This window comes from Leptospiraceae bacterium, from assembly GCA_016708435.1.
Lineage (GTDB): Bacteria > Spirochaetota > Leptospiria > Leptospirales > Leptospiraceae > UBA2033.
This window is the reverse complement of the sequence record JADJFV010000005.1, coordinates 197,858-219,559: the sequence shown is the minus strand read 5'-3', so window position 1 is coordinate 219,559 and position 21,702 is coordinate 197,858. Positions and strand designations below refer to the sequence as shown.

The window sequence follows — 21,702 nt, the reverse complement described above, 5'->3', positions numbered from 1 at the left end:
GCAGTTACCTCTAGGTTATTTTTTTTATTTATCATAATTTGTGCCTTTATTTGTTTTAGCTCCGGGATAATTCCAATCCACTGACTTATCCAAATTTGGAGTAGCTTCGTGTACTGATTGCTTTGCCTTATCTTTATCGGAAGGATTCGTATTTTCTTGAACACTTGAAGATTTTTTTTCGTTTTGATTTTCTTTATTACTGACGTTAGGGGACATATCTTTCTCAAGATTTAAAACAGAAGGATCAGAGATAAGAGTGATTTTCTCTACTTCGACAGATCTTCCATTTACTCTTACATAAGATTTTCCATCCGCATCAAAAAATAATGCCGCTGCTAATCCAACCACTGTTTCACCAGTCACCATATCAGGACCGGAGACAACCTTGCCCACAAGAGAATAACTTTGCTTAGCCTCCATTCGGGAAATGCCGGAGGAGATATTCTTCATTTGCTCTAAGCTCGAAAACTGAGCCATTTGTGCAATGAAGTCCTGGTCTTTCATTGGATTGGTTGGATCTTGTTGTGTGAGTTGAGTAATTAATAATTTTAAGAAATCATCTTTGCCAAGTTGTTTAGGAGTGTCCCGAACTTCAATTCCTTTGAGTCCAGATTTTTCTTCTTTGTTTAATTTATCTAGGTAAGACTTGATATCTACTTTTTTATCAGCATCTAGATACTTTGTCTTAGTAGACTCAGAAGAGGAATCTTGTGTTTTTTGTTTAATTCCTGTTAATTGTGGCACTGGCACTGGCATTCTGTGTGTGGTCTCCTAAAAACTTCTCTATCTATATTTTTATATCTACAAGATTATACGATTTATTTGAAAACTGAGATTCCGATTGTTCTTCATTTGCAGCAACTTGAGGCAAAGAGGAATTTGCCTTTTCTGACTTTTCTTTAGCAGAATCTTTTTCATTGGAAGGATTTGCAAAATCAAAAGCGGTAGAACTATGATCTCTTACTTCCACAGAAATGCTTTGTAAATCAAGACCACTGGCTTTTAAGTCAGCTTTTAATTGAGAGACATCTCCTAGCAATCGATTCTTGATAAACTCAGAGTCTACTAAAATCTTTCCTTCTACCTTTTCTTTGATAACATCAATATTAAGTGTCATCTTACCTAAATCTTTTGGATAAAGAGAAATCTGTGCAGAGTTTCTACCATTCTCAACAATATTAATGCGTGCTTTGCTTACTAGATCGTTTAAAGACTTAGAAAAATTCTCTCTGTCAAACCCCGCTTCGCGTGGCTTATCAGAATTAGCCGTCTTCATAGATTCAGAAAAGGTTTTAAATCCATTTGCATCAAAACGAGAATTAGAAAAAGATTTATCTGAATCAGATGAAGTCTGAGAAGAGCTAGACTTCATTGCAATTTCATTTAAGAGAGAAACAGATTCTTTCTTACGCTCTAAATTAGCATGCTCTACTTCTTTTTCACGACGGGTAATAGTCCATTTGTTTTTATCAAGTCCAGAAACTTCTACAAGAGTTTCCTTTGTCATGCGGAATTCTTTTTCATTGCCAACAAATTCTTTTTGAATAGGCTTAGAGTTTTCAGAATTGGATTTATCTTTAGATTCTAATTCTTGACTCTTCTTTGGCTTACGTGCTTCCACCACTGTAGCACCAGTAGCGGATAATTCTTCTTTTCCTACAATGACATTTGCTGTATGTACATTGGAATCAGACTTTACTTCTATCTGCACTTTTTGATTTGCTACGGGAGTTTCTTTTGCTTTAGGTTGAGTCTGTGATAATTTACTATTATCCTCAAACTTTACTACTTTCTCAGAATCTTTTAGAACTTCTCGTTTTACTTCTTTAGTTAGAATTTCTTTGGTATCAGATTCAAGTTTTACTTCTTTTGCTTTTGTTAAAGATTCTTCAGAAGATACAGTTTTAGTAGCAACTTTTTTACTATCTTTACTTTCTATTTCTTTAGGCGTTGCTTTGAGAGAAACAACTGTTTGCCCTTCTACACGCGCCGATTTTACATCAGAGGAAGATTTCTTTTCTTCTAACTTTGCTTCTAAATTGATTTTCTTAGACGATATCTTTGGGTCTTTTGCATTTTGTCCTTCTACTTCTAACTTAGCAAAGGCTTGGAGTAATATTTCAGAAGAAACCTCTTTGGATGTAGTAACTTCTTTTGTTTCCGATTTTTCTTTTTTAATTTCATCCGCTTCAATAGTTTTGAATTCGGATTCTAAAGTTTGCGAATAACTTTTACCGTTTACTTGCGCAGACTCTAATTTTACAGTTTCAGAGGGGGCATAAAAAGAAGCGTTATCCGGCATAACCTCGCGAAAAGAAAGAGAAGGCTGTTGAAAGCTTTCCTTTGTATCTTTAGAAATTCGTTCTTGAAATATTTCTGCTTTAAATGGCTCAACTACAACGACGTCTCGTCTTTCCGATAAACTCTCGCTGATAGTAGAATAGGTTTGCAATCTATCTGCCTCAACGCGAGAAGCATCGTTGACTGCCTGGTGTAGGATTTCGTTGAAATTTGACTCTTTATTTGCAATTGTATTATCTTTCTTAATCTCCTCTGTTGGAGTTTTACCAAAAATTAGGTTTTCTAAGTGATTAAAAATAAACATGCAAGAGTCCGCCTTACACTGAACATCGAACAGTTTCCTAAAAGCTTAACTAAAAAAGTACACGGCTTGTACTATTTATTTGTTGGTGTAAAAATATATTCTGCAATTTAACCTAAATCTTGACAATAATGTCCATAATTACCATAAAATGTCTCATTTGCTTCGATTTCTGTGTAATTCCTAGGGCGTTCCGCTACTTGTTATACGTTGTCGTATCCTGCGCAGGATTTGCTTTCCTTTGTCCGACTAGAGCGTCGGGCTCGCCTTCCTGAATAGGGATGATAGAGCTATCCCTATTCATCCAGTTGATCCCTAACGCGGTGTCGTTGGGAGATCTCATTTTTATAAAGTTGCACCTTTTTATCCACTATGTTTTCAAAAGTTTCACTTTTGAGATCCCATTTCTCTTCTCTTTCCAGAGTGGGATTTTCTTTCTTATTCCACTCCCGTGGGGGATTCTTTTCTATACCGCTTCCCAGCCATAACGTTACCCACAAATAATAAGAAACTGATTATCACCGATTAACACTGATAAAAGAACGATAAAAAACGATATGGATTCATACCAAATCACGAACCTTAAAATTCCTCATTCTCTAAAATTGCATTATCAATTTCTGTTTGATTTAATTTATAATATAGCCATGCGTTAGAAATGTCAGAAGCCCTTAACGTTGGAAAGTTTATTAGAATTTTTTTATCATCCCAACCTTTTAATTTATAAGAAACCAAAGACCAAACAGGGATTCTTGTCCTGATAATACAGGCAGTTCCATTGCATACAATTGGATTTTTTTCAATTCCTATCCAGAATTGGGAAAATGAATTACTTAAATATGAAATAGCTTCTATTTTTTCTTCTTCACTTAGATGATTTAAAGTTTGTTTTAGTTCAATAGTATTCATAATCATTATGAGCATATATTCTAAAGATTTTTTGTCAAGAAGATTCAACCATGAATTTTTTTATCACTTCTTCCCAATCGCTGAAATATCAAAGTCAGGCGTATTCGGAAATTTAAGCAAAGTCGGATGCTGAACACCAAATAATATTTCAAGACATTCCAACGAGTCACAGATTGCAAGCTTTGTTGTAACAATTCTCTTTTTAGGTATTCTATCTCTACTAAGTAAAAAGATAAACTTTCTTCCTGATATACTAATCGATCCAGAAACAAATTCTTACTCGTTAGTTAATTTTCAATCCTTTGCATGGACGATTGTGCTTATGGGAAGTTATTTCTATATAGCGATTTGTCAGGGTATTATTTTGCACAATCCTAATTTACCAGAATTTAATTTATCCTTAGTCGGATTACTTGGAGTAAGCTACGGAGGAATGATTCTTGCGAATTATGTGGATAAGAGAAAGAAAACAACCATTATCCGCAAAGACAAATCCTTTACATGGTCTTCCCTCTATTCCTGAACCTCTACATACTTTACTCGGCACAAGCCAAGCAGGCTACATTGGATCACAAGCGGTTACTCAAATGGTAGCCGCAGGAAAAGAACCAGAACAAAGGAAAGAAGATGACAAAAAAGAACCGGAGGTTAAGTAATGGATTTTCAATAATCTGAATATTGAAAGCTCCAACGGAGCGAAATACATTCCTGCATAGCCTGCAAGGACTATGCAGTGTAATTAAAGAAAGCGATGTTGTGTGAGCGAATTTTTGTTTTCATAGAATGATCTCAAACAGCAACTTTCCTTTTCTTCTGTAAAGATAACGCGGAATAAACAGAATCAATTGAATGCTTTCCAAGCCACTGGTCTCTTTGTTTGGTATAATCTCCGTAACCCGTTTCTAATTGCTGAAGAAATCTGGTATAATCCACTGGACCTAAATTTTTATATAAAAGTTCATACCCAAACATTAAGATTTCCTGGTTTGTCTTTTTCTTGGTTTTCATTTTAAATACTCCTGTGTCCAACTAGTAATATTAAATACTTTAACTCTTAAAGTCTCCTGATTTCTGACGGCAAGTTTAAGGAGTTTGTCATCAGTAGTCAAGAATGCATCAGATTTTCCGTATTCAGCGCAACTTATATGGAGAGCGTCAAAAGTTTTAAATCCTAAAGACTGTAATTCATCGGCTCTATTTTTTATCTCTAGATTCATGTTAATTTTCTTATTTACAGAAAGCAAATAATTCTTTGACTTCTTTTGCTTTATTTTATCCGGAGTTTGCTCTATTTCAAAATCTAAGATTACACTACCTAACCAATGCAAATTTCCTTTTTCAATTTCTTCTAATAAAATCAAGAACGATTCAGATTCTAATCTAACTCTTCCATCTCTCTAATCATCAAAGGGTCGATTAATACAACAAGCATCCATGTAAATATTCAATACTTTCAATTCATACTACCAATGCTTTTTATTACTGAAATATCTAAACATGTCAACGATAATTTCCCTTTTGAAGCAGCATTCAGTAGATAGTCTGTCGGTGTGGCGAGAATAGACGTAAGCTACGCTGGAATGATACTTGCGAATTTTGTAAATAAGCCAAGCTGGCTATATTGGTTCACAAGCGGTTACTCAAATGGTAGCCGCTGTAAAAGAGCCGGAACAAAAGAAAGAAGAGGATAAAAAAGAACCGGAAGTTAAGTAATGGATTTTCAATAATCTGAATATTGAAAGCTCCAACGGAGCGAAATACCTTCCTGCATAGCCTGCAAGGACTATGCAGTGTAATTAGATAAGACATTAATCAAGAAGCATCCAATCGTTCCCTGTTGTCTTTTCAAAGCCATATATTCTACAATAACTTATTTAATAAAAGAATTGTTAAACTTCCAAATATTTCTTAGCAGAATGTTTACTATACAAACTTCTAGAGAGTCAGGGTGAGGTAGTAGCTTCCTTTTACCATCGTATAAGAAGACGATGCACATAACATAGGGTAGCAATGGGTTCCCTAATACTTCAAATATGGGTTAAGGGGGCATAGAGAACCTATATTGAGTATAGCTTTGAACCTATCGCTACCCTATGTTTGATAAAACGTTATCTTATACGCAGCTTATACAAAGCGTATACATAGCATTAGCCTCTCCCAACGCCTTAGCATTCGAGGTGACAAAGCAATTATACCCTAATTACGCATTAGAGCCACAAAAATGCTGAACTGTGTAACTATTGGAAAAAAATATTTGATAAAAAATAATTTGAGTTGATTTTCGATTAGCCGCATACGAAGATTATTTTAATTTCACTATCTGAGTTTCTAAAAATGGGAGTTACAGCTATTAGCCACTCTCTGTAAAACTCCGATTGTAGGGAGAGGTCATTACAGACAGACAATTCAACTTCTATAAAATTGGGGTGAGGTAGTGCGAATTAAGGAAATTATATATATGAGAAAATTAATACGAAAAATTTTAGAAAACATTGTCGGCACAATGGGTGACATTGCATTTTTAACCTGGAACGAAAAGACTTCTAGCAAGGCAAAGGCAGAACGGATCACTTCATCTATTCGTTCCGGCAATACACCTGCACTAGCCTTTGCCTATTCAATGGACAGGCAGGGATGCCTATCCTACCCTTCTCTTCCTAAATTGACAGTTTTGAACTTTGCTTACCTCTCTGTGAACTCCGTGCTCTCTGTGAGAAATAGGCTTCTCTTGCGTCTAACCAATCCCCCACGAATACCTCAGTGTCTTCGTGCCTCTGTGGTAACTAAACTATCACAAAATTGCATTTTTTTATCAATACGACATAATTTTCATTCATGCAAAATTCAAATCCTGCCGATGAGTAACGTATAGTAAACCGAGAAATCTGTTTAGGAGATTGAAATATGTTCACAAACACTTATTTTATGAAAACACAAGACCTACTCGAAAGAGGCTTAAACAACGCCACTTACAAGAGAAAGGTTTTGGCGGACAATATTGCAAACGTAGATGTTCCTCATTTCAAAAGAAGTGAAGTGAGCTTCGAATCAAATTTAAAACGTGCTTTAGAATCCGAAGACTTTCAAAAAAAGAGTGCTGTGCCTACACAAATTTCACATGAAAAACACTTTGAGTTTTTCAAACCACTCAATTATAAAGATGTTCAATCGAAGGCTAATGTAGATTATCTCACAACCATGAGAGCCGATGGAAACAACGTAGATGTAGAAAAAGAAATGACAGAAGTTTCTCATAACCAAATGGCTTATACCATGATGGTCGAGCGACTCAATCAGAATTTCCGCATGTTAAATATCGTAATTAGATCAGCGTAAGAAAGGAGAGCATTAGAAAATGGGTTTATTTACCTCAATTAATATTTCATCAACCGGTCTTTCAGCTCAAAGACTCAGAATGGATGTAATCTCTAACAACATCGCAAACTCAACTACTACACGTAATACAAATGGCGACGGTCCTTATAGAAGAGACAGAGTTGTAATGACTCCAATGAATCTTCGCACTCAGTGGAAAAGTCCTGTTTATCCTTTTGGAATTTCTCCCGGCGAAGGACAAGGTGTTAAGGTCATGAAAATCGAAAAAGACATGACCCCTCTTCGTCTTGTCTATGATCCAACTCATCCAGATGCAATCAAAGTAGGACAAAAAAAAGGCTATGTAGAATTTCCGAATGTAAACATGGTAACAGAAATGACAGATATGATTTCTGCGTCTCGTTCGTATGAGGCAAATGTGCAAATGATCAACGGCAGCAAAGCAATGTTTAACAAGTCGTTAGAAATTGGTAGAGCATAATTGAAGATTTGCCACAGAGGCACTGAGACACAGAGTTGGAAAGATTTTAAATTTTAGTAATAATAAGGATTTGTAATAATGAGTAGTTTTAATATTTCTAATATTGGTTCAACGTATAATTCAGGAAGTCCCTTTCCTATTTCACCTAAGGGTGATAAGATTTCTATTAGCACATCCGATACACGTCATTATGGAGAAGCGGCTAAGACCCATTCACCTGACGATGTAGCCGAAAGCTTTGCAGAAGTATTGCAAAAATCTTTCGAGAAAGTCAACGACCAACAAGTAGAAGCAGATACACTCACTCAAAAAATTGTATTTGATCCAAACAGTGTTGACTCGCACCAGGTAATGATTGCAGCAGAAAAAGCTCGTATATCTCTCACTTTCACTAAGACTATGATCGATGGTGTCATCAAAGCATACAGAGACTTAAGCAATTTAAGATAATCGACTATTTAGCAAAAAAAATCTCTCCCCAATCTCTGATTTTTTTTGCTAGTTCGTCAAAATAGATTGGCTTACTAATAAAATCATCCATCCCATCTGATAAATATTTATTTCTGTCTTCCATATCAACGTTTGCAGTCATCGCAATGATTATATGCTTTTTCGATTCTATGAGACGAATTTCTCTGGTAGCTTCCATTCCATCCATTTCAGGCATTCCAATATCCATAAAGATTAAATCCACCGGATTCGACAAAACAAAGGCTAATGCTTCTTTGCCGTTGTTAGCAATACTTACGGTATAGCCAAGACGGGATAAAAACTTAGACGCGACTTTTTGATTTACTTGAATATCTTCTACGAGCAAAATTTTAAAAGGATAAAGAATCCCCAATGTCTCATCCGATTTTACTAATTCCTCTTTTTTATTTACTTTTACTTCGAGCGATTTATCAAAAGAAATTGTAAAATAGAAATTACTTCCTTTATTTTCTTCACTTCTTACTCCAATAGATCCACCCATTTTTGTAATTAATCTTTTTGTAATCGTTAATCCCAGACCTGTTCCCCCAAATTTGCGAGTGATGGAAGAATCAGATTGTGTAAAGGATTCGAAAATCAAATCTTGCTTATCCTGAGATACACCAATCCCGGAATCTTCTACCTCGAATAGTATTTCGATTTTATCTTTTGTTTCATTTTTAACAGTGCATCGGATTAGTATAAATCCTTCTTTCGTAAATTTAACAGAATTTCCCAAAAGATTTAAAAAAATCTGCCTCAATCGAGTTATATCTCCCTTTACGATAGGCACTGAGTCTGTCATAAATTGATAAGACAGCTTCACCTGAGAGGTTAATTTAGGAGCTACAATATGGATTGATTCCTTTATACATTCTTCTATGGAGAATGGATTGTTTTCTAATACAAGCTGGTCAAATTCTATTTTAGATAAATCTAATATATCATTTATAATAGTTAAGATTGTCTCCCCGCAAATGCTTATCGTATTCAAATATTCTTTTTGTGTTTCATTCAATTCTGTATTCGATAAAATATTTGCCATGCCAATCACTCCATTCATAGGAGTTCTTATTTCATGGCTCATGTTCGCTAGAAATTCTGATTTTATTTTATAGGCTTTTTCCGCTTCTATCTTTGCTTTTTTTAATTCTAGATTTTTATCTGATAATTCAGACGTTCTGGTTAATACTTTTCTTCGAGGGAACGATTTGATTTTTCTAATTCGTTTGATAGAGATTCTACTTTGAAAAATGCTTTAGAGTATCGTATTGATAATAAAAAAGATTGGGCAAAGAAAAGAAAGAAAATGGAATAAGGAACTAGTATCATAGTAGAAATAATATTTCGTCCAAACAATATATCATTGATGACTGCTGCAAAGACGCCAATCGTTGCAAATAATATCAAGTATGCCCCTTCTCGTTTGTAAAAGGTAGCCCGAAAGAGTGATCCCAAAAAAAAGAAGAAACTAATAACGATTAGTATTTCGAAATAAGGATTAAGAGTAGAATACAAAATAGACTCACCAAAAATCACAGGCAAGCAAGCTAATCCAAAAATGACCTGAACAAACCTTAATATATAAATAGAAAAGTCTTCTTTGAATAATTCCCTAATAAACATCGCAAAAAAAATAAGACTCGGATAGGTGCTCAAATAATCCAATGTATACATTACTTCCCAGGGAGTATTCATGAATAGCCGCATGAAATATCTCTCACCAGAAATTAAAGTCTGAATCGAAACTAAAATACAAAGAATTGCAAAGTAAAAATAGGATTTTTCTTTTCTTCTAAGATAGAACAATCCGAAATGATAAATCCCAATGATAATAATGCTTCCTGCTAGAAATAAATCTTCTGCAATTGAAACTTCTCTTTTCTTCATCAAATCCAATATAGTTCCAATTTGAATTTCTTTTACAATTCCTCCTCTTCGATGATGGTAGTTGGAAACAAGAATTACGATTTCTAATTTGGTAAATCCGTTTTGTGGCTGTAGACTGATTTCTGGATCAAATTCAGCAATGGCTCCTTCTTCCATATCACTGATATTGCCTTTCTTAGAAATTAATTCATTATTCCCAAAAATCTGATAGGCTGTATAAATTTCAGGAACCCTAAATGCAATATCTCGTTGTTCCAGGGAGAATAATACCGTTAGCCGATAAGTAGCAAAACCTTTACTTCCCATTTCTTTTTCATTTAGAACAAATGTATTCCAATTCGATGGGACTTGCAAATAACTCGGTTTTCTCTTTTCGGAAAATTGATTTGGTAAAATGAACTCATTTGGATAAAATTCCCACTCCCCATTTAAAGCAAGAACACCCTGCGTTTTTAGATTCCAATTTCTTAAATCCAAAATTCCATTCTTAGCCACTGGAATATTTTCCTTAGAATTTACATTACAATGGAGAATCGGAAAAAGTAAAATGATTAGAATGGATAAAAATTTCAAAGTAATACGTTATTTACTCCTTCAAATAACAAGCAAACTCCATTAAGCCGCTATCGTCAAATGAATTATATTACTCTTAAATATCTTAGGCAGGGAGAACTAATTTCATATAAACAGAAGTCTCCCCATAGCTAACTAAAGACTTATCAATATTAGCCGGTTGAAAGCCAAGTTTATGCCAGAAATTTTCTGCTCCTTGTATCGCAACTAAACTAAGAAAATGAAACTTATTTTTTATAGCGTATTCTTTCAGATAATGAAATCCCATAAGACCTATTCCACGATTACGCGCTCGTGGTGTAACAGCAAGATCGTGAATAAAAATACAGGTAAAATGAGAGCCTGTAAGTGATTCGCTATAAAGCGGCGGAGCGTCATTATCCTCCCATGGATGAGCTAGACAATACCCCAGAATCTCAGAATCCTCTTCCAAAACAAAGCAAGTCTCTTTCGAGAAAATCCATTTACTTTGTAAGACAGAAACTGGCTCTGGCTCTATTGCAAAATAAGAATCCTCCTGAATTCGCATAATAGCATTCCAATCACTATAAAATATTTCTCTTATCTTCATATATTTGAGCGACTAACATAGGTCTACCTGCGATTAGTAGGTAAAAATAATCTCCATGTCTCTATGCCTCCATGGCAATCTTATTTTCTTCATACTTATATTTTTTTTTGAATTGTAATCATAATAAAAAAAAAGGATGACTAATTTAGTTTTGAATCGTAGATTATTAATAAGTAGGGAGAGTTAGAAATGCATTTCTCGGAAATTAACACAGTAATTGAGAAAGAAAGTCAAGTGACTAAATTAGAAACGCGGACTCACAAAAAGAAATGTGAAACTCGTTTTGAAAAATGCATAGACTGCACAAGAGACAAATTATGTGTAGCCGACGAAAAAATTCTTTCTTTCTACGAAGGGGACTTAAGTCTTTCTGTTGCGTATAGTGCATATGAACATGCATCTGCTTCTTTTTTGTCAAAAAAAATGATGGGCAATGAAAAACTCATTACCTGCTTAAAATACTTTATTCAAATAACCGAGCCAATCAAAGCAGCTCATAGATTAGAAAAATTCAAGGAAGATGTTTTATTTGCAATCCTCCGAGAGAATTATCAAAGCTACTTAAACAAAAAAAACTCCATTGAAGTAAAAAGTTTTTTTGATTTTAAAATAAATGAATTTTGGAAGCATATATCGGAAGAAAAAAGACTATTCATGATTCGATTCTTAATCGCTAAAGATGAATTCAAACTTGCTTCTCTATTCTTATTAATTCTTTCCCCAAATTATTCGGAGCAGTTGACGAATAGCATTCTCTTAAGTAAAGAAATCGAAAAGAGACTCTACATAGCACTTGAAGATGATATTTTTATTTTAGCTCAAATCAATCCTGTTTTATATTTTAGGTTACTTGATTTATTAAGTGATGATACGACTGGAATATTAGAAGTTCTACAAGAATTTGAAGCAATCGCAGAATTGAAACTTTCTAGTTTAAAAAAATTCAGTGAAACATTGGAAGATTACAATAAAGTAAAATCATCTGTATTTCCACTCCAATGGTTTTATTCACAACTCAAAAATCTAGACGGTGGACATAGAAGTGATGTATTAGAGTTTTTGCAAAAAGAACAAATCATTACTGGCTCAGACAGGCAGGTTCTAGATATGTTATTCAACAAAGACTCTAAATTCTTTTTACATTCACCTTCCAAAAATGCAAGGTAAGAATTTTTCCTACTAAAATTATCTAACGTGAGTTTGAAGTAAGAGGTTTCATCATTTTACAGTGCGTTAAGATGTCATTTCCGATATCTTTTGTCGGAAATCTCAACTTATTGAGACTCCCGACAGAAAAGAATATTTTTTACATTAAAATCGTTCGAACTAACCAAGCACTGGATAATCGGTATAACCCTTTTCATCAGCAGAATAGAAAGTAGACATATCTGGACTTGCTAATGCTGCATTTTTTTCTAATCTCTCTACTAAATCAGGATTAGCAAGAAATGCTTTTCCGAATGCAATTACACTTCCTGCATTTGCATCTAAATCTGCTTCCGCTCTTTTGCGATCATACCCACCGCTTAGGATAATTGTATTCTTGAAATTCTCACGAATCTTTTGAACAGTAGAAGGCTCTACTTTAGGAGCACCCATAGAAGAATGATCAACTAAATGAATATAAACAAGACCTATCTTGTTTAACTCTGTCGCCAAATACGCATATTCCTCTTCTGTTCCAGGAAATGGACCTACATCATTAAAAGCTCCATAAGGAGAAAGACGAATCCCTGTTTTTTCTTTGCCAATTTTTTCAGCTACAGCTTTTGCGACTTCGATCACAAAACGGCATCTGTTTTCAAAACTTCCACCGTATTCATCTGTTCTTTGATTAGAGCCCGGATTTAAAAACTGCTCTAGCAAATATCCATTAGCCGCATGAAGCTCAACTCCATCAAATCCTGCTTTGATTGCATTTTCTGATGCATGAACAAATTCTTGCTTGGTTTTATCTAAGTCTGATTTATTCATTTCGCGTGGAACTGGATGTTCTTGCATTCCTGCATTGTCAGTCCACATTTGCCCTTTTGCCTTAATAGCAGATGCTCCAACCAATTCTGCCCCAGCCGGTAAATTATTAGGATGTCCAATTCTTCCTACATGCATGAATTGAACGAAAATCTTACTTCCTTTTGCATGAACTGCAGAAGTAACCTTCTTCCAACCTTCTACCTGTGCATCTGAGAATAGTCCGGGAATTCTAGCATAGCCCAATCCATTCGGGGAAGGAGAAGTTCCTTCGGTAATAATAAGACCAGCCCCTGCTCTTTGCTCATAGTATTTAGCCATTAAATCATTTGGAATATTACCAATCGCACGACAGCGAGTCATTGGAGCCATAGCAATGGCATTTTTTAATTCTAGGGTACCTAATTTGGTTTTGGAAAATAATTTAGAACTCATCAGTTCTCCTTAAATGTAATAATTAATTTTACACTTAATTAAGCTTGCTTTATAATACAAGTTAAATAATTCGATGTTTAATTAATTTTCATTCCAGATTACTTCAAAGTATGATTTCCTCACAGAGAGCACAAAGAACACTGAGAAAAGAGCCAATAAATCAATACTCTCAATGAACTCTGCGTCTGTGAGAAACAAGTTTTACTTTTATACAATCCTCGGTTCTTAAAAAATAAGTTTACAAAAGAAATCAAATCCAACATAGATTGCACTATGCTCACAAAAAGAAACCTTCGCTTAAGCTTATTTGCAATCCTATTAATCATTCTTTCCTACATCCCCTGGTTTTTTTCTTCGCTCATTCTTTTGCCTAAAACCAATTGCTCAAAAGAGCACCATGTATTTTGTGATACACCAAAAGAAATTGGTCTAGAATATGAAACAGTCTCTGTAATAAATGCAGATGGAATTTCTCTTGAAAGTTGGTATATGCCAGCAGCAAATTCAAAGAAAGGAATTATTCTTGTTCATGGACATGGTGGTTCGCGTAATGAAGGTTTGCGTTTTTCTACTACTCTTCACAATGCAGGTTTTAATTTACTTGCTTTAAGCCTTAGACGAAATGCAAATGAGTATGCTAGTATGGGATACCATGAAGTGAAAGATGTAAAGGCTGCTGTTGATTTTCTTCTGAAAGAAAAGAAATTAGAATCTGTCGGAGTCTTTGGATTTTCTATGGGAGCGGCTACTAGCATTATTGCGATGGAAGCAGATACAAGAATAAAAGCCGGCTTATTTAGTAGCGGCTATGCATCCGCACTCGATGTAACTTCCGAAGCCGCAAAAAGAGACTTCGGCATTCCTTATTATCCGCTCATTCCAATCGTCTTACAAATAATCAATCTACGCGGGAACATGAAACTCGAAACAGTTAGACCCATCGAAAAAATAGGAAATATTTCTCCCCGTCCAATTTCGATTTTTCATTGTGATAAAGATCATTATGTAGATTCAAACCATGCTGCTCGTCTATTTGCAGAAGCTAGAGAGCCAAAAGAAAAATGGATTCCTAACTGCGACAAACACGAATTTATCTGGAATACACATAAAGAGGAAGCAGAGAAAAGATCAGTCGATTTCTTCCTAAAAAATTTATAACAACAAAACCTATTCCTTATACGGAACAATACAACCAATTAAGGAGTATATGAATAACTCACCAAGCAGGGTGAGTTATTAAATGACTTTGAGAGCCAAAGCGTTATCTTTTTTCCTCATTTCGTCTTACAAAGCATTTTTTTATACTTGCAGCTTTTCCTTTCTATACAATTCTATTTTCATATCTTTTTTTTACATGAGATTGAGGACAAGCATGAGCAAACCAATTCATCCAGCCAAAATAAATAAACAAGAAGCTTTAGAATACCACTCCACCGGTAAGCCGGGTAAAATCGAAGTTATCCCCACAAAAGCCTACAGCACACAACGAGACCTTTCACTCGCCTACTCTCCCGGTGTAGCAGAACCCTGTTTAGAAATTGCTAAAAATCCAGAAGATGTATATAAATATACCGCGAAAGGAAACCTAGTCGCTGTTATCTCTAATGGAACTGCTGTCCTGGGCTTAGGGGATATAGGACCGTTAGCCGGTAAACCTGTTATGGAAGGAAAAGGAATGCTTTTTAAAATCTATGCAGGCATTGATGTATTCGATATTGAACTCGATACAAAAGATGTAGAAGTATTTATTCAAACAGTTAAAACAATTGCTCCAACATTCGGTGGAATCAATCTAGAAGACATTAAGGCTCCCGAATGTTTTGAAATCGAAACTCGCTTAAAGAAAGAATTGGATATTCCTCTCATGCACGACGATCAGCATGGAACAGCGATTATCTCCTCCGCTGCTCTTTTAAATGCCTGTGAAATTTCCAAAAAAGATCTATCTAAAATCAAATTAGTTATGAACGGTGCCGGAGCAGCAGCCATTTCCTGCGCCAAATTGTATGTATCCGTTGGTGTCAAAAAAGAAAACATCTTAATGCTAGACAGCAAAGGAACAATTAGAACCGACCGAACCGATCTAGACGAACAAAAGAAATTCTTCGCCGTAGAAACATCAGCAAAGACTTTAGCAGAAGCAATGGTAGGAGCCGATGTATTTGTAGGCTTATCAAAAGGAAATGTAGTTACACCTGAAATGGTAAAAAGCATGGCGGCACAACCAATTGTATTAGCACTCGCTAATCCAGACCCTGAAATTTCTTACGATGAAGCAGTTGCCTCTAGAGATGATATAATCATTGCAACAGGAAGAAGTGATCATCCCAATCAGGTAAACAACGTATTAGGATTTCCTTATATATTTCGTGGTGCTCTTGATGTGCGCGCAACTAAGATTAACGAAGAAATGAAATTAGCCGCAGTCTATGCAATTGCTGCCCTAGCAAAAGAGCCTGTTCCTGATTCAGTCAATCTGGCTTACAACTCCCGCAAACTCTACTTCGGAAAAGACTATATCATTCCAAAACCGATAGATCCGCGCTTGATCTATATTGTATCTCCCGCTGTTGCAAAGGCTGCAATGGAATCAGGTGTCGCAAAAAAAGAAATCACAGATTGGGAAGAATACAAGCAAAGTCTGATTACCCTCACAGGACAGGACAACAAGCTAATTCGAACCTTCACTGAAAAAGCAAAACGAAATCCAAAGCGTGTGGTATTCGCAGAAGCAGACAATTATAAAATATTAAAATCAGCTCTAGTGTTGAAAGAATACGGGGTTGCAATTCCTATTCTATTAGGCGACAAGGTAATCATTAGTAACCTCGCTAAAGAATATGGATTAGATTTACTAGACATTCAAATCATAAATCCTACTAGCGAAGAGATGAAACAGCTTTCGCTTCAATTCGCTGAATCCTTTGCAGAGAAGAGAAAACGTCGCGGAATCACGCTATACGAAGCAAAGCAGAAAATGCGCAATCGTCATCACTTCGGCGCAATGTTAGTAGAATTCGGAATGGCTGATGCAATTCTTTCCGGTATCACAAGAAATTATGCAAGTCCAATTCAATCAGCATTGCAAATCATTGGTCTAGAAGATGACACAAGAATTGCAGCGGGAATGTATATCATCAATACCCGCAAAGGAACTTTCTTTTTTGCAGACACGACTGTCAACGTAAATCCGAGCACAGAAGACTTAATAGATATAACGCTATTAGCCGCTCGTGCGATTAAACGCTTTGGCATTGTTCCTAGAATTGCAATGCTTTCTTATTCTAATTTTGGATCCAATATTGGAGAAGAGCCAGTGAAAGTAAGAGATGCCGTTGCCTTCTTGCATAAGAATCATCCTGAACTAAGTGTAGACGGCGAAATCCAGGCAAACTTTGCTACCAACCCAGAAATCCTAAAGAAGCAATTTCCATTTTCCACTCTGGCAGATCACAATGTAAACACATTGATATTTCCAAATCTATCTTCTGGAAATATGGCTTATAAACTTCTCTTTGAATTGGGTGGTGCAGAAATCATGGGACCTATTTTACTCGGAACTAAAAAACCAATGCACGTATTGCCTCTTGATTGTTCCGTAAGAGAAATTGTTAATCTAGCTACACTCGCCGTTGTGCAAGCGCAAGAGATTAGTTAATAAGCATTCTTGTTAATTAGTCCGGTTAAGGGGGTAAGCAGGATTATCTTTAAGTCAAAGAAGATTGACCAGTTTTCGATATAGTAAATATCCGCCTCGATTCGTTTTTCGATCGAGGTGTCTCCTCTGAGTCCGTTCACTTGCGCCCAGCCAGTTATACCAGCCTTTACCGCATGACGTCTCATATATTGTCTATGTTCATTCTTAAACTTTTCTACAAAGAATGGTCTTTCCGGTCTAGGTCCTACAACAGACATACTTCCCATTAACACATTAAAAAATTGAGGAATCTCATCTAAGGATAATTTGCGTAATACGCCACCTACAGGTGTGACTCTAGGATCATTTTTTTTAGTCCAGATAGTATCTGAATCTGCCTTCGCCTGTGTATACATCGTGCGAAACTTTAACATGGGAAAACTCTTATTATCAAGTCCAACTCTTTCCTGACGAATGAATATATCTCCTTCCGAAGTAACCTTAACCAAAAAAGCAATTAAAATATAAACAGGCGAGAACACTAAAATAAATATAAGAGCAAATAGAAAATCAAAAGAACGTTTGATAAATCGATTGTATCCCATTCGAATTGGAATATCGCGAATCGAAATAATCGGAACTCCATCCATTCCCTCTACTCGTCCCTTGGCAGCGATAAACTCAATGAATTCAGGAATGATTTTTAGCTCAATGTTTTCGTGATCACAAATATCAATGATCTCGCGTAAGTTCTCTCCATCAGCAAATTCTTTTGCGTAAATGAGGATATCCGGTCTTTGCCCGGAAAGTATTTTTTCAATGTCTTTTAGATTCCCAAGGATTGGAAAATCCTCTTTAGATTTTGTGCGGGCAATGCTTTTGATATATCCTACAATATTATAACCGTAAATTTTATGGTTCTGGATAACATCTGTTATTCGTTCGGCGGTCTTACCTGTTCCTATGATGATTACATTTCTGAGATTGTATCCTCTTTCTCTAAGTCTCATCAAGAAAATTCTAAATACATAATGAATAATCGCCGTGAGCACAATACTCGTTACAACATAGTATCCGATAAAAAGACGAGAAAAACTTTCTCCTCTAATCTCTCCTCTAAAGAAAAAGAGAAGAGAAAGAATAAATAGTAAGTTTAACACAACACCCGTTGCAATTACAACTAATTCATCAAAAAAAGAAAGTCCGCGTCTTGGATGGTATAGGTCAATGGATATGAACGCCAACACCTGCGTAACCGATAGAACAATAGATAGTATCACATAGTTCGTAGTATTAAAATAGAAGTTAGTATCTAAAAAATAGCGAAGTAGAAAAGCAGCCCAGAATCCCAAAAAAGAAATGGCTAAATCTAATCCGATAAACATTAATTTGAATGTTTGATTTCTTTCTTTTAACATTAAGGTCCCTCCGCGGTTACACCAGAATATCCACCAATTCCTTTGTCCAATGGACGTTTTCTGAATCTGTAAATTCTTGCTCTTGATTGAGCAGCAGCCGGCTCATCCGGTCCGAGGTTAACATTGAGTAGGTTGATAGAAAAGAATACTGACTGATCATAGAAAGTAACTAGACTATCTAAAGACGTTCCACCCGGAATTGCACGTAAGTCCATCGAGTAGCCAAGACGATACTCGAAATTATGAATATTGTATTTTCCAACAAAGATAAAGCGGTTCACGTTAAATGCTGTTGACTGTCTCGCCTGTGCTCCATTTAAACCAAGTCCATTTGCCAAATCTCTCTGGATGGTTGTTTGCTGAAACGAAGTATTTGGACTTGTGTATTGCTGGTAAGAATTATCAATCGTAGCCTGGTCAGTTCCATTTCTAAAGATTGCATTCTGTCCAATTTCATCTGTAAATCTCCAGGGCTGAGTGACACGGGAATCAAGCTCTAATTCCAATCCAAAATTTCTGCTGACTTGTAAATCTGTTTGAATGTAAAAACGATACGAATCTAAAAAGGAACTTCGTGTATTATTGTATCTACCTGCCTGGTTGTATTGTCCGGCGTATACTCCAAATTGTTCTAACTGACTATTTTTAAAAACATGAAACCAGGTTCCACCGACTTCAAAGTTTTTAATATTGCGAATAAATGGAAGTGAGAACCCGCCCATCTTATAAGAGAGAGTAGCATTGTTATACAAAGGACTGTGCTGAGCTGTATGATATACATAATCATTATTTATAAAAATGCCTGTGTAAAAACTTCTTCTCTTTTCTAGAAGCGTATCTTTTTTCTTTCCAAATCCATCAATGAAATCAAAGAATACTGCCGCTCTAGCAACAGTAAAATACCATCTCTGTTGATTAGTCGGCTGTGGATTGTATTCACGGGCAAATTCTCGTAAGTCGCGAATTGTTTTTACGGAGAATTCTAGATTTTCAAATGCGTTACTCTCTAGAGCAAATTCTAATTCTTTTACTCTATCGCGTCCTCTCATTAGAGTCTGTTCGGTTAACTCAGAACGACTTCCATCTGTCCAACGAAATGTAGAGGAAAAGAGAAGTGCAGGCACACCGTAACTCAAACGGTGATTCTGTCTTGTATAGATATAGGAATTTCTACGCAACTCTCTCTCACGAGAAAGATCAGATTGCTGAACACCACCCGGAATATCGAGCGTGTATTTTTGAAAGCCATAATAGGCAGATGGGGAAAATGTCAAATAGCCACCAAAATTCAAATTGGTTTTCATACCAGACTCGACAACTGTTTCAATCTCTGTTCTTGCGACTGCTGATTTCGCATCTCCATATGGATAAGCTCCACCGGGCAAATTTGGAATAACCCCCGTTGCAATCGACTGAGAATTTCTAGCTGGACTTGAATAAAAACGCTTTACTACGTTATTAATATTGATATCCCAATACACAGGAGCAAAGAAATAGGGAATAGTTCCAACTTGAGAAGAGTTACGAATGCTTGTTCGCGGCAACTCTTCATATAGAGGAAAAAATCCTTCATATTCTTGTGGCTTAATTGGCAGAAAAGAATAATTACGTCTTGCTGAAATATTTACACTTAAGTCTCCATGTGTCTGAGTATAATCGAGTGACCAAACAGTGTTCTGACGGATAAAAGGATTTCTCTGCTGACGTCTAGTGTAGAGAGATTGTAGAGTATTCGATGGCTCATAACGGTATCCAAATTCAAAATCATATCTTGGATTGCTATAATTTTCAAATCGCACTTGTAAGTTACGAGTTCCATCTCCCGCAATATTGTTGTTACGCGCATTTGCGTTTAAGTTGATTTTACTCCAATCCTGTTGCAAGGTTCCGAAATTTCGAACTGGATTACTCCAACCATTATTTGATTTTAATACATCGGATGCAGTCGCAAGACAGGGCAATTTAGAATTTGGATCATGGTTATAAGCGCATAAATCTCCCTTATCCACTTGGTTGGATGTAACTACATTACTCACATCTCCGATAGGGTCTTTGGGAACTCCATATCTACTTTCATAGGTATCAACGAAACGATTGTATTTATAATTTGCATATCCTGTTTCTAGATTGTAATTTAACCAGGGGCTTGTTTTCCAAAAATCAAAGGCAACTGCTTGACCAGTAATTTGAAAGAAGTCTACTTTCACTTTTCTTCCTACTGGCATGAATAGACTTGGAACGGCAGTTGGATCAGACCATTGATAAGAGCCCTGAAAGAAACTTCCCTGTGAACGATTCTTACCAAATTGAGTTGTCCAACCACTTCCCAAATTAGAACTATAATAAAGTGGAATCCAAAAAAGATCTGTCCCGCCTACTTGGAATTTGAGGTTAGTCGCTATTATGCTATTGTCATTATAAAAAACAATTCTCTTGGCTTTGAACGTATAATGAGGAACTTCCGCTCCACAGGCAGTGAAGTGTCCCATGTCTAAAACATATTTATTTTCATCTATCTTCTTGATTTTTTTTCCAACAAAGAAAGAAGGATAGAGTGTCGCCTTCGTGTCATATACCACACCGCGCTCTAGCTTCACATCATAGATAAATTTCTCTCCTTTGACTGTAAGAGATTTATCCAAGAATTCAACATTACCCTCTGCATAGATTTCATTTTTCTTTGAGTCAACAGAAATCGAGTCAGCAATTAAATGCCCCTGCCCTATTTTTAATTTTACTTTTCCACGTAAAATCAATACGCCTGATTTGGTTTTATCAACAGATAGTAATTCGCCTTCACTTGCATTTTCGATTACAAAGGAATCCTGCTTTTTATTTGCTTCTTGTTGTTGAAGCGACAACTCTTCTTTAATCTTCTCATCTTTTGAAACTACACTGTCGCGAAGTCTTTGTCTCTTTGCATAAATAGATCCTTCTGTGCTAAGTCCCATGGCTCGCAGGTATTCATCTACTTCTCTATCCGATAGAATGTCTAAAACTTTTCTGATTAGTTTCTTTTGTGTTTCTGTGATGCTATGTTCTTTATTTGTATCCGCTTCTGTCTTTTTCTTTTCTTCGGAATCAGGCGTTATCAGTTTAATTAATTCTGTAGTATCCTGCGCATACAAATTTGTAAACGACAAAGGCAAAAAGATGTTAACCACGAAGGGCACAGAGAGCACGAAGAAGGAATTTAGTATACTAAATAAAGACCTTCGTGATCTTAGTGCACTTTGCGGTAAATAAGCATTACCCATGAGAGCAAATTTTTTTAAAACAGATTTATTTTGCATGAATGAAAAGGGATTAATAGTTCTCGGATTTAAGCAGGATTTTTTTTTACCGCAGTTAAATATGGATGAATACGGATTGTTTTAATACTCCAAAATCTTTTATCCGTGTTCATCT

At 35.8% G+C, this 21,702-nt stretch carries 20 protein-coding genes; 8 read left to right on the top strand and 12 right to left on the bottom strand.

What is annotated here, in order from left to right; all coding sequences use genetic code 11:
* Positions 1 to 24 precede the first annotated feature (24 nt).
* The 4 genes from IPH52_11050 to IPH52_11035 form a co-directional block, all read right to left on the bottom strand.
* Complete coding sequence (locus IPH52_11050; protein ID MBK7055573.1) at positions 25 to 756, bottom strand: endoflagellar hook capping protein; 732 nt, start codon at positions 754 to 756, stop codon at positions 25 to 27.
* Positions 757 to 787: 31 nt separating this feature from the next.
* The gene (locus IPH52_11045) at positions 788 to 2,605 is read right to left on the bottom strand and encodes a flagellar hook-length control protein FliK (protein MBK7055572.1); all 1,818 of its coding nucleotides are present in this window, start codon (positions 2,603 to 2,605) and stop codon (positions 788 to 790) included.
* 193 nt (positions 2,606 to 2,798) lie between these two features.
* Positions 2,799 to 2,945 carry a hypothetical protein gene (locus tag IPH52_11040; GenBank protein MBK7055571.1) on the bottom strand — a complete coding sequence of 49 codons (147 nt, stop codon included), beginning with the start codon at positions 2,943 to 2,945 and terminating at the stop codon, positions 2,799 to 2,801.
* Positions 2,946 to 3,184: 239 nt separating this feature from the next.
* Complete coding sequence (locus IPH52_11035; protein ID MBK7055570.1) at positions 3,185 to 3,526, bottom strand: DUF433 domain-containing protein; 342 nt, start codon at positions 3,524 to 3,526, stop codon at positions 3,185 to 3,187.
* A gap of 434 nt (positions 3,527 to 3,960) precedes the next feature.
* Here IPH52_11035 and IPH52_11030 point away from each other — a divergent pair, with 434 nt between their 5' ends.
* The gene (locus IPH52_11030) at positions 3,961 to 4,167 is read left to right on the top strand and encodes a hypothetical protein (GenBank protein ID MBK7055569.1); all 207 of its coding nucleotides are present in this window, start codon (positions 3,961 to 3,963) and stop codon (positions 4,165 to 4,167) included.
* Between the two features lie 133 nt (positions 4,168 to 4,300).
* Here the strand turns inward: IPH52_11030 and IPH52_11025 are convergent, their stop codons facing one another.
* Both IPH52_11025 and IPH52_11020 read right to left on the bottom strand, forming a co-directional pair.
* Entirely contained in the window at positions 4,301 to 4,483 is a 183-nt protein-coding gene (locus IPH52_11025; protein MBK7055568.1) for a hypothetical protein, read from the bottom strand.
* Between the two features lie 32 nt (positions 4,484 to 4,515).
* Entirely contained in the window at positions 4,516 to 4,872 is a 357-nt protein-coding gene (locus tag IPH52_11020) for a PIN domain-containing protein (protein MBK7055567.1), read from the bottom strand.
* Positions 4,873 to 5,969: 1,097 nt separating this feature from the next.
* Between IPH52_11020 and IPH52_11015 the strand changes: the two genes are divergently transcribed.
* The 4 genes from IPH52_11015 (at position 5,970) to fliE (ending at position 7,778) form a co-directional block, all read left to right on the top strand.
* On the top strand, positions 5,970 to 6,383 hold the full coding sequence (locus IPH52_11015; GenBank protein MBK7055566.1) for a hypothetical protein: 414 nt from the start codon (positions 5,970 to 5,972) through the stop codon (positions 6,381 to 6,383).
* A gap of 32 nt (positions 6,384 to 6,415) precedes the next feature.
* Positions 6,416 to 6,847 carry a flagellar basal body rod protein FlgB gene (gene flgB / locus IPH52_11010; protein MBK7055565.1) on the top strand — a complete coding sequence of 144 codons (432 nt, stop codon included), beginning with the start codon at positions 6,416 to 6,418 and terminating at the stop codon, positions 6,845 to 6,847.
* Between the two features lie 19 nt (positions 6,848 to 6,866).
* Complete coding sequence (flgC, locus tag IPH52_11005; GenBank protein ID MBK7055564.1) at positions 6,867 to 7,328, top strand: flagellar basal body rod protein FlgC; 462 nt, start codon at positions 6,867 to 6,869, stop codon at positions 7,326 to 7,328.
* Between the two features lie 78 nt (positions 7,329 to 7,406).
* Positions 7,407 to 7,778 (top strand): flagellar hook-basal body complex protein FliE, encoded by a 372-nt coding sequence (gene fliE / locus IPH52_11000; GenBank protein ID MBK7055563.1) that lies wholly within the window; start codon positions 7,407 to 7,409, stop codon positions 7,776 to 7,778.
* A gap of 4 nt (positions 7,779 to 7,782) precedes the next feature.
* On the opposite strand, the gene IPH52_10995 is transcribed toward fliE, so the two are convergent.
* The 3 genes from IPH52_10995 to IPH52_10985 form a co-directional block, all read right to left on the bottom strand.
* Positions 7,783 to 8,886, bottom strand: a complete 1,104-nt coding sequence (locus IPH52_10995) for a response regulator (GenBank protein MBK7055562.1) — start codon at positions 8,884 to 8,886, stop codon at positions 7,783 to 7,785.
* Between the two features lie 98 nt (positions 8,887 to 8,984).
* Positions 8,985 to 10,262, bottom strand: a complete 1,278-nt coding sequence (locus tag IPH52_10990) for a 7TM-DISM domain-containing protein (GenBank protein MBK7055561.1) — start codon at positions 10,260 to 10,262, stop codon at positions 8,985 to 8,987.
* 85 nt (positions 10,263 to 10,347) lie between these two features.
* Positions 10,348 to 10,833 (bottom strand): GNAT family N-acetyltransferase, encoded by a 486-nt coding sequence (locus IPH52_10985; protein MBK7055560.1) that lies wholly within the window; start codon positions 10,831 to 10,833, stop codon positions 10,348 to 10,350.
* Between the two features lie 189 nt (positions 10,834 to 11,022).
* Between IPH52_10985 and IPH52_10980 the strand changes: the two genes are divergently transcribed.
* Entirely contained in the window at positions 11,023 to 12,000 is a 978-nt protein-coding gene (locus IPH52_10980; protein ID MBK7055559.1) for a hypothetical protein, read from the top strand.
* 159 nt (positions 12,001 to 12,159) lie between these two features.
* Here IPH52_10980 and IPH52_10975 read toward each other — a convergent pair whose 3' ends face one another.
* Entirely contained in the window at positions 12,160 to 13,239 is a 1,080-nt protein-coding gene (locus IPH52_10975; protein ID MBK7055558.1) for an alkene reductase, read from the bottom strand.
* Positions 13,240 to 13,512: 273 nt separating this feature from the next.
* Between IPH52_10975 and IPH52_10970 the strand changes: the two genes are divergently transcribed.
* On the top strand, positions 13,513 to 14,397 hold the full coding sequence (locus IPH52_10970; protein MBK7055557.1) for a prolyl oligopeptidase family serine peptidase: 885 nt from the start codon (positions 13,513 to 13,515) through the stop codon (positions 14,395 to 14,397).
* A gap of 214 nt (positions 14,398 to 14,611) precedes the next feature.
* Positions 14,612 to 16,897, top strand: coding sequence for an NADP-dependent malic enzyme (locus tag IPH52_10965; protein ID MBK7055556.1), 2,286 nt, complete (start codon positions 14,612 to 14,614; stop codon positions 16,895 to 16,897).
* On the opposite strand, the gene IPH52_10960 is transcribed toward IPH52_10965, so the two are convergent.
* Both IPH52_10960 and IPH52_10955 read right to left on the bottom strand, forming a co-directional pair.
* Positions 16,894 to 18,294 carry an undecaprenyl-phosphate glucose phosphotransferase gene (locus IPH52_10960; protein ID MBK7055555.1) on the bottom strand — a complete coding sequence of 467 codons (1,401 nt, stop codon included), beginning with the start codon at positions 18,292 to 18,294 and terminating at the stop codon, positions 16,894 to 16,896. The genes IPH52_10965 and IPH52_10960 overlap by 4 nt on opposite strands.
* Complete coding sequence (locus IPH52_10955; protein ID MBK7055554.1) at positions 18,294 to 21,458, bottom strand: LPS-assembly protein LptD; 3,165 nt, start codon at positions 21,456 to 21,458, stop codon at positions 18,294 to 18,296. Before IPH52_10955 ends, IPH52_10960 begins: the two co-directional genes overlap by 1 nt.
* Positions 21,459 to 21,702 lie beyond the last annotated feature (244 nt).

Bases quoted from the DNA above. Each gene is read 5' to 3' on its own strand.
- IPH52_11045 (MBK7055572.1), bottom strand. From the start codon at position 2,605: ATGTTTATTTTTAATCACTTAGAAAACCTAATTTTTGGTAAAACTCCA.
- IPH52_10980 (MBK7055559.1), top strand. From the start codon at position 11,023: ATGCATTTCTCGGAAATTAACACAGTAATTGAGAAAGAAAGTCAAGTG.
- flgB (MBK7055565.1), top strand. From the start codon at position 6,416: ATGTTCACAAACACTTATTTTATGAAAACACAAGACCTACTCGAAAGA.
- IPH52_10995 (MBK7055562.1), bottom strand. From the start codon at position 8,886: ATGAGCCATGAAATAAGAACTCCTATGAATGGAGTGATTGGCATGGCA.
- IPH52_11035 (MBK7055570.1), bottom strand. From the start codon at position 3,526: ATGCTCATAATGATTATGAATACTATTGAACTAAAACAAACTTTAAAT.
- IPH52_11030 (MBK7055569.1), top strand. From the start codon at position 3,961: ATGTGGATAAGAGAAAGAAAACAACCATTATCCGCAAAGACAAATCCT.
- IPH52_10960 (MBK7055555.1), bottom strand. From the start codon at position 18,294: ATGTTAAAAGAAAGAAATCAAACATTCAAATTAATGTTTATCGGATTA.
- IPH52_10965 (MBK7055556.1), top strand. From the start codon at position 14,612: ATGAGCAAACCAATTCATCCAGCCAAAATAAATAAACAAGAAGCTTTA.
- flgC (MBK7055564.1), top strand. From the start codon at position 6,867: ATGGGTTTATTTACCTCAATTAATATTTCATCAACCGGTCTTTCAGCT.
- IPH52_11050 (MBK7055573.1), bottom strand. From the start codon at position 756: ATGCCAGTGCCAGTGCCACAATTAACAGGAATTAAACAAAAAACACAA.
- IPH52_10970 (MBK7055557.1), top strand. From the start codon at position 13,513: ATGCTCACAAAAAGAAACCTTCGCTTAAGCTTATTTGCAATCCTATTA.
- IPH52_10985 (MBK7055560.1), bottom strand. From the start codon at position 10,833: ATGAAGATAAGAGAAATATTTTATAGTGATTGGAATGCTATTATGCGA.
- IPH52_11025 (MBK7055568.1), bottom strand. From the start codon at position 4,483: ATGTTTGGGTATGAACTTTTATATAAAAATTTAGGTCCAGTGGATTAT.
- IPH52_11015 (MBK7055566.1), top strand. From the start codon at position 5,970: ATGAGAAAATTAATACGAAAAATTTTAGAAAACATTGTCGGCACAATG.
- fliE (MBK7055563.1), top strand. From the start codon at position 7,407: ATGAGTAGTTTTAATATTTCTAATATTGGTTCAACGTATAATTCAGGA.
- IPH52_10975 (MBK7055558.1), bottom strand. From the start codon at position 13,239: ATGAGTTCTAAATTATTTTCCAAAACCAAATTAGGTACCCTAGAATTA.
- IPH52_11040 (MBK7055571.1), bottom strand. From the start codon at position 2,945: ATGAGATCTCCCAACGACACCGCGTTAGGGATCAACTGGATGAATAGG.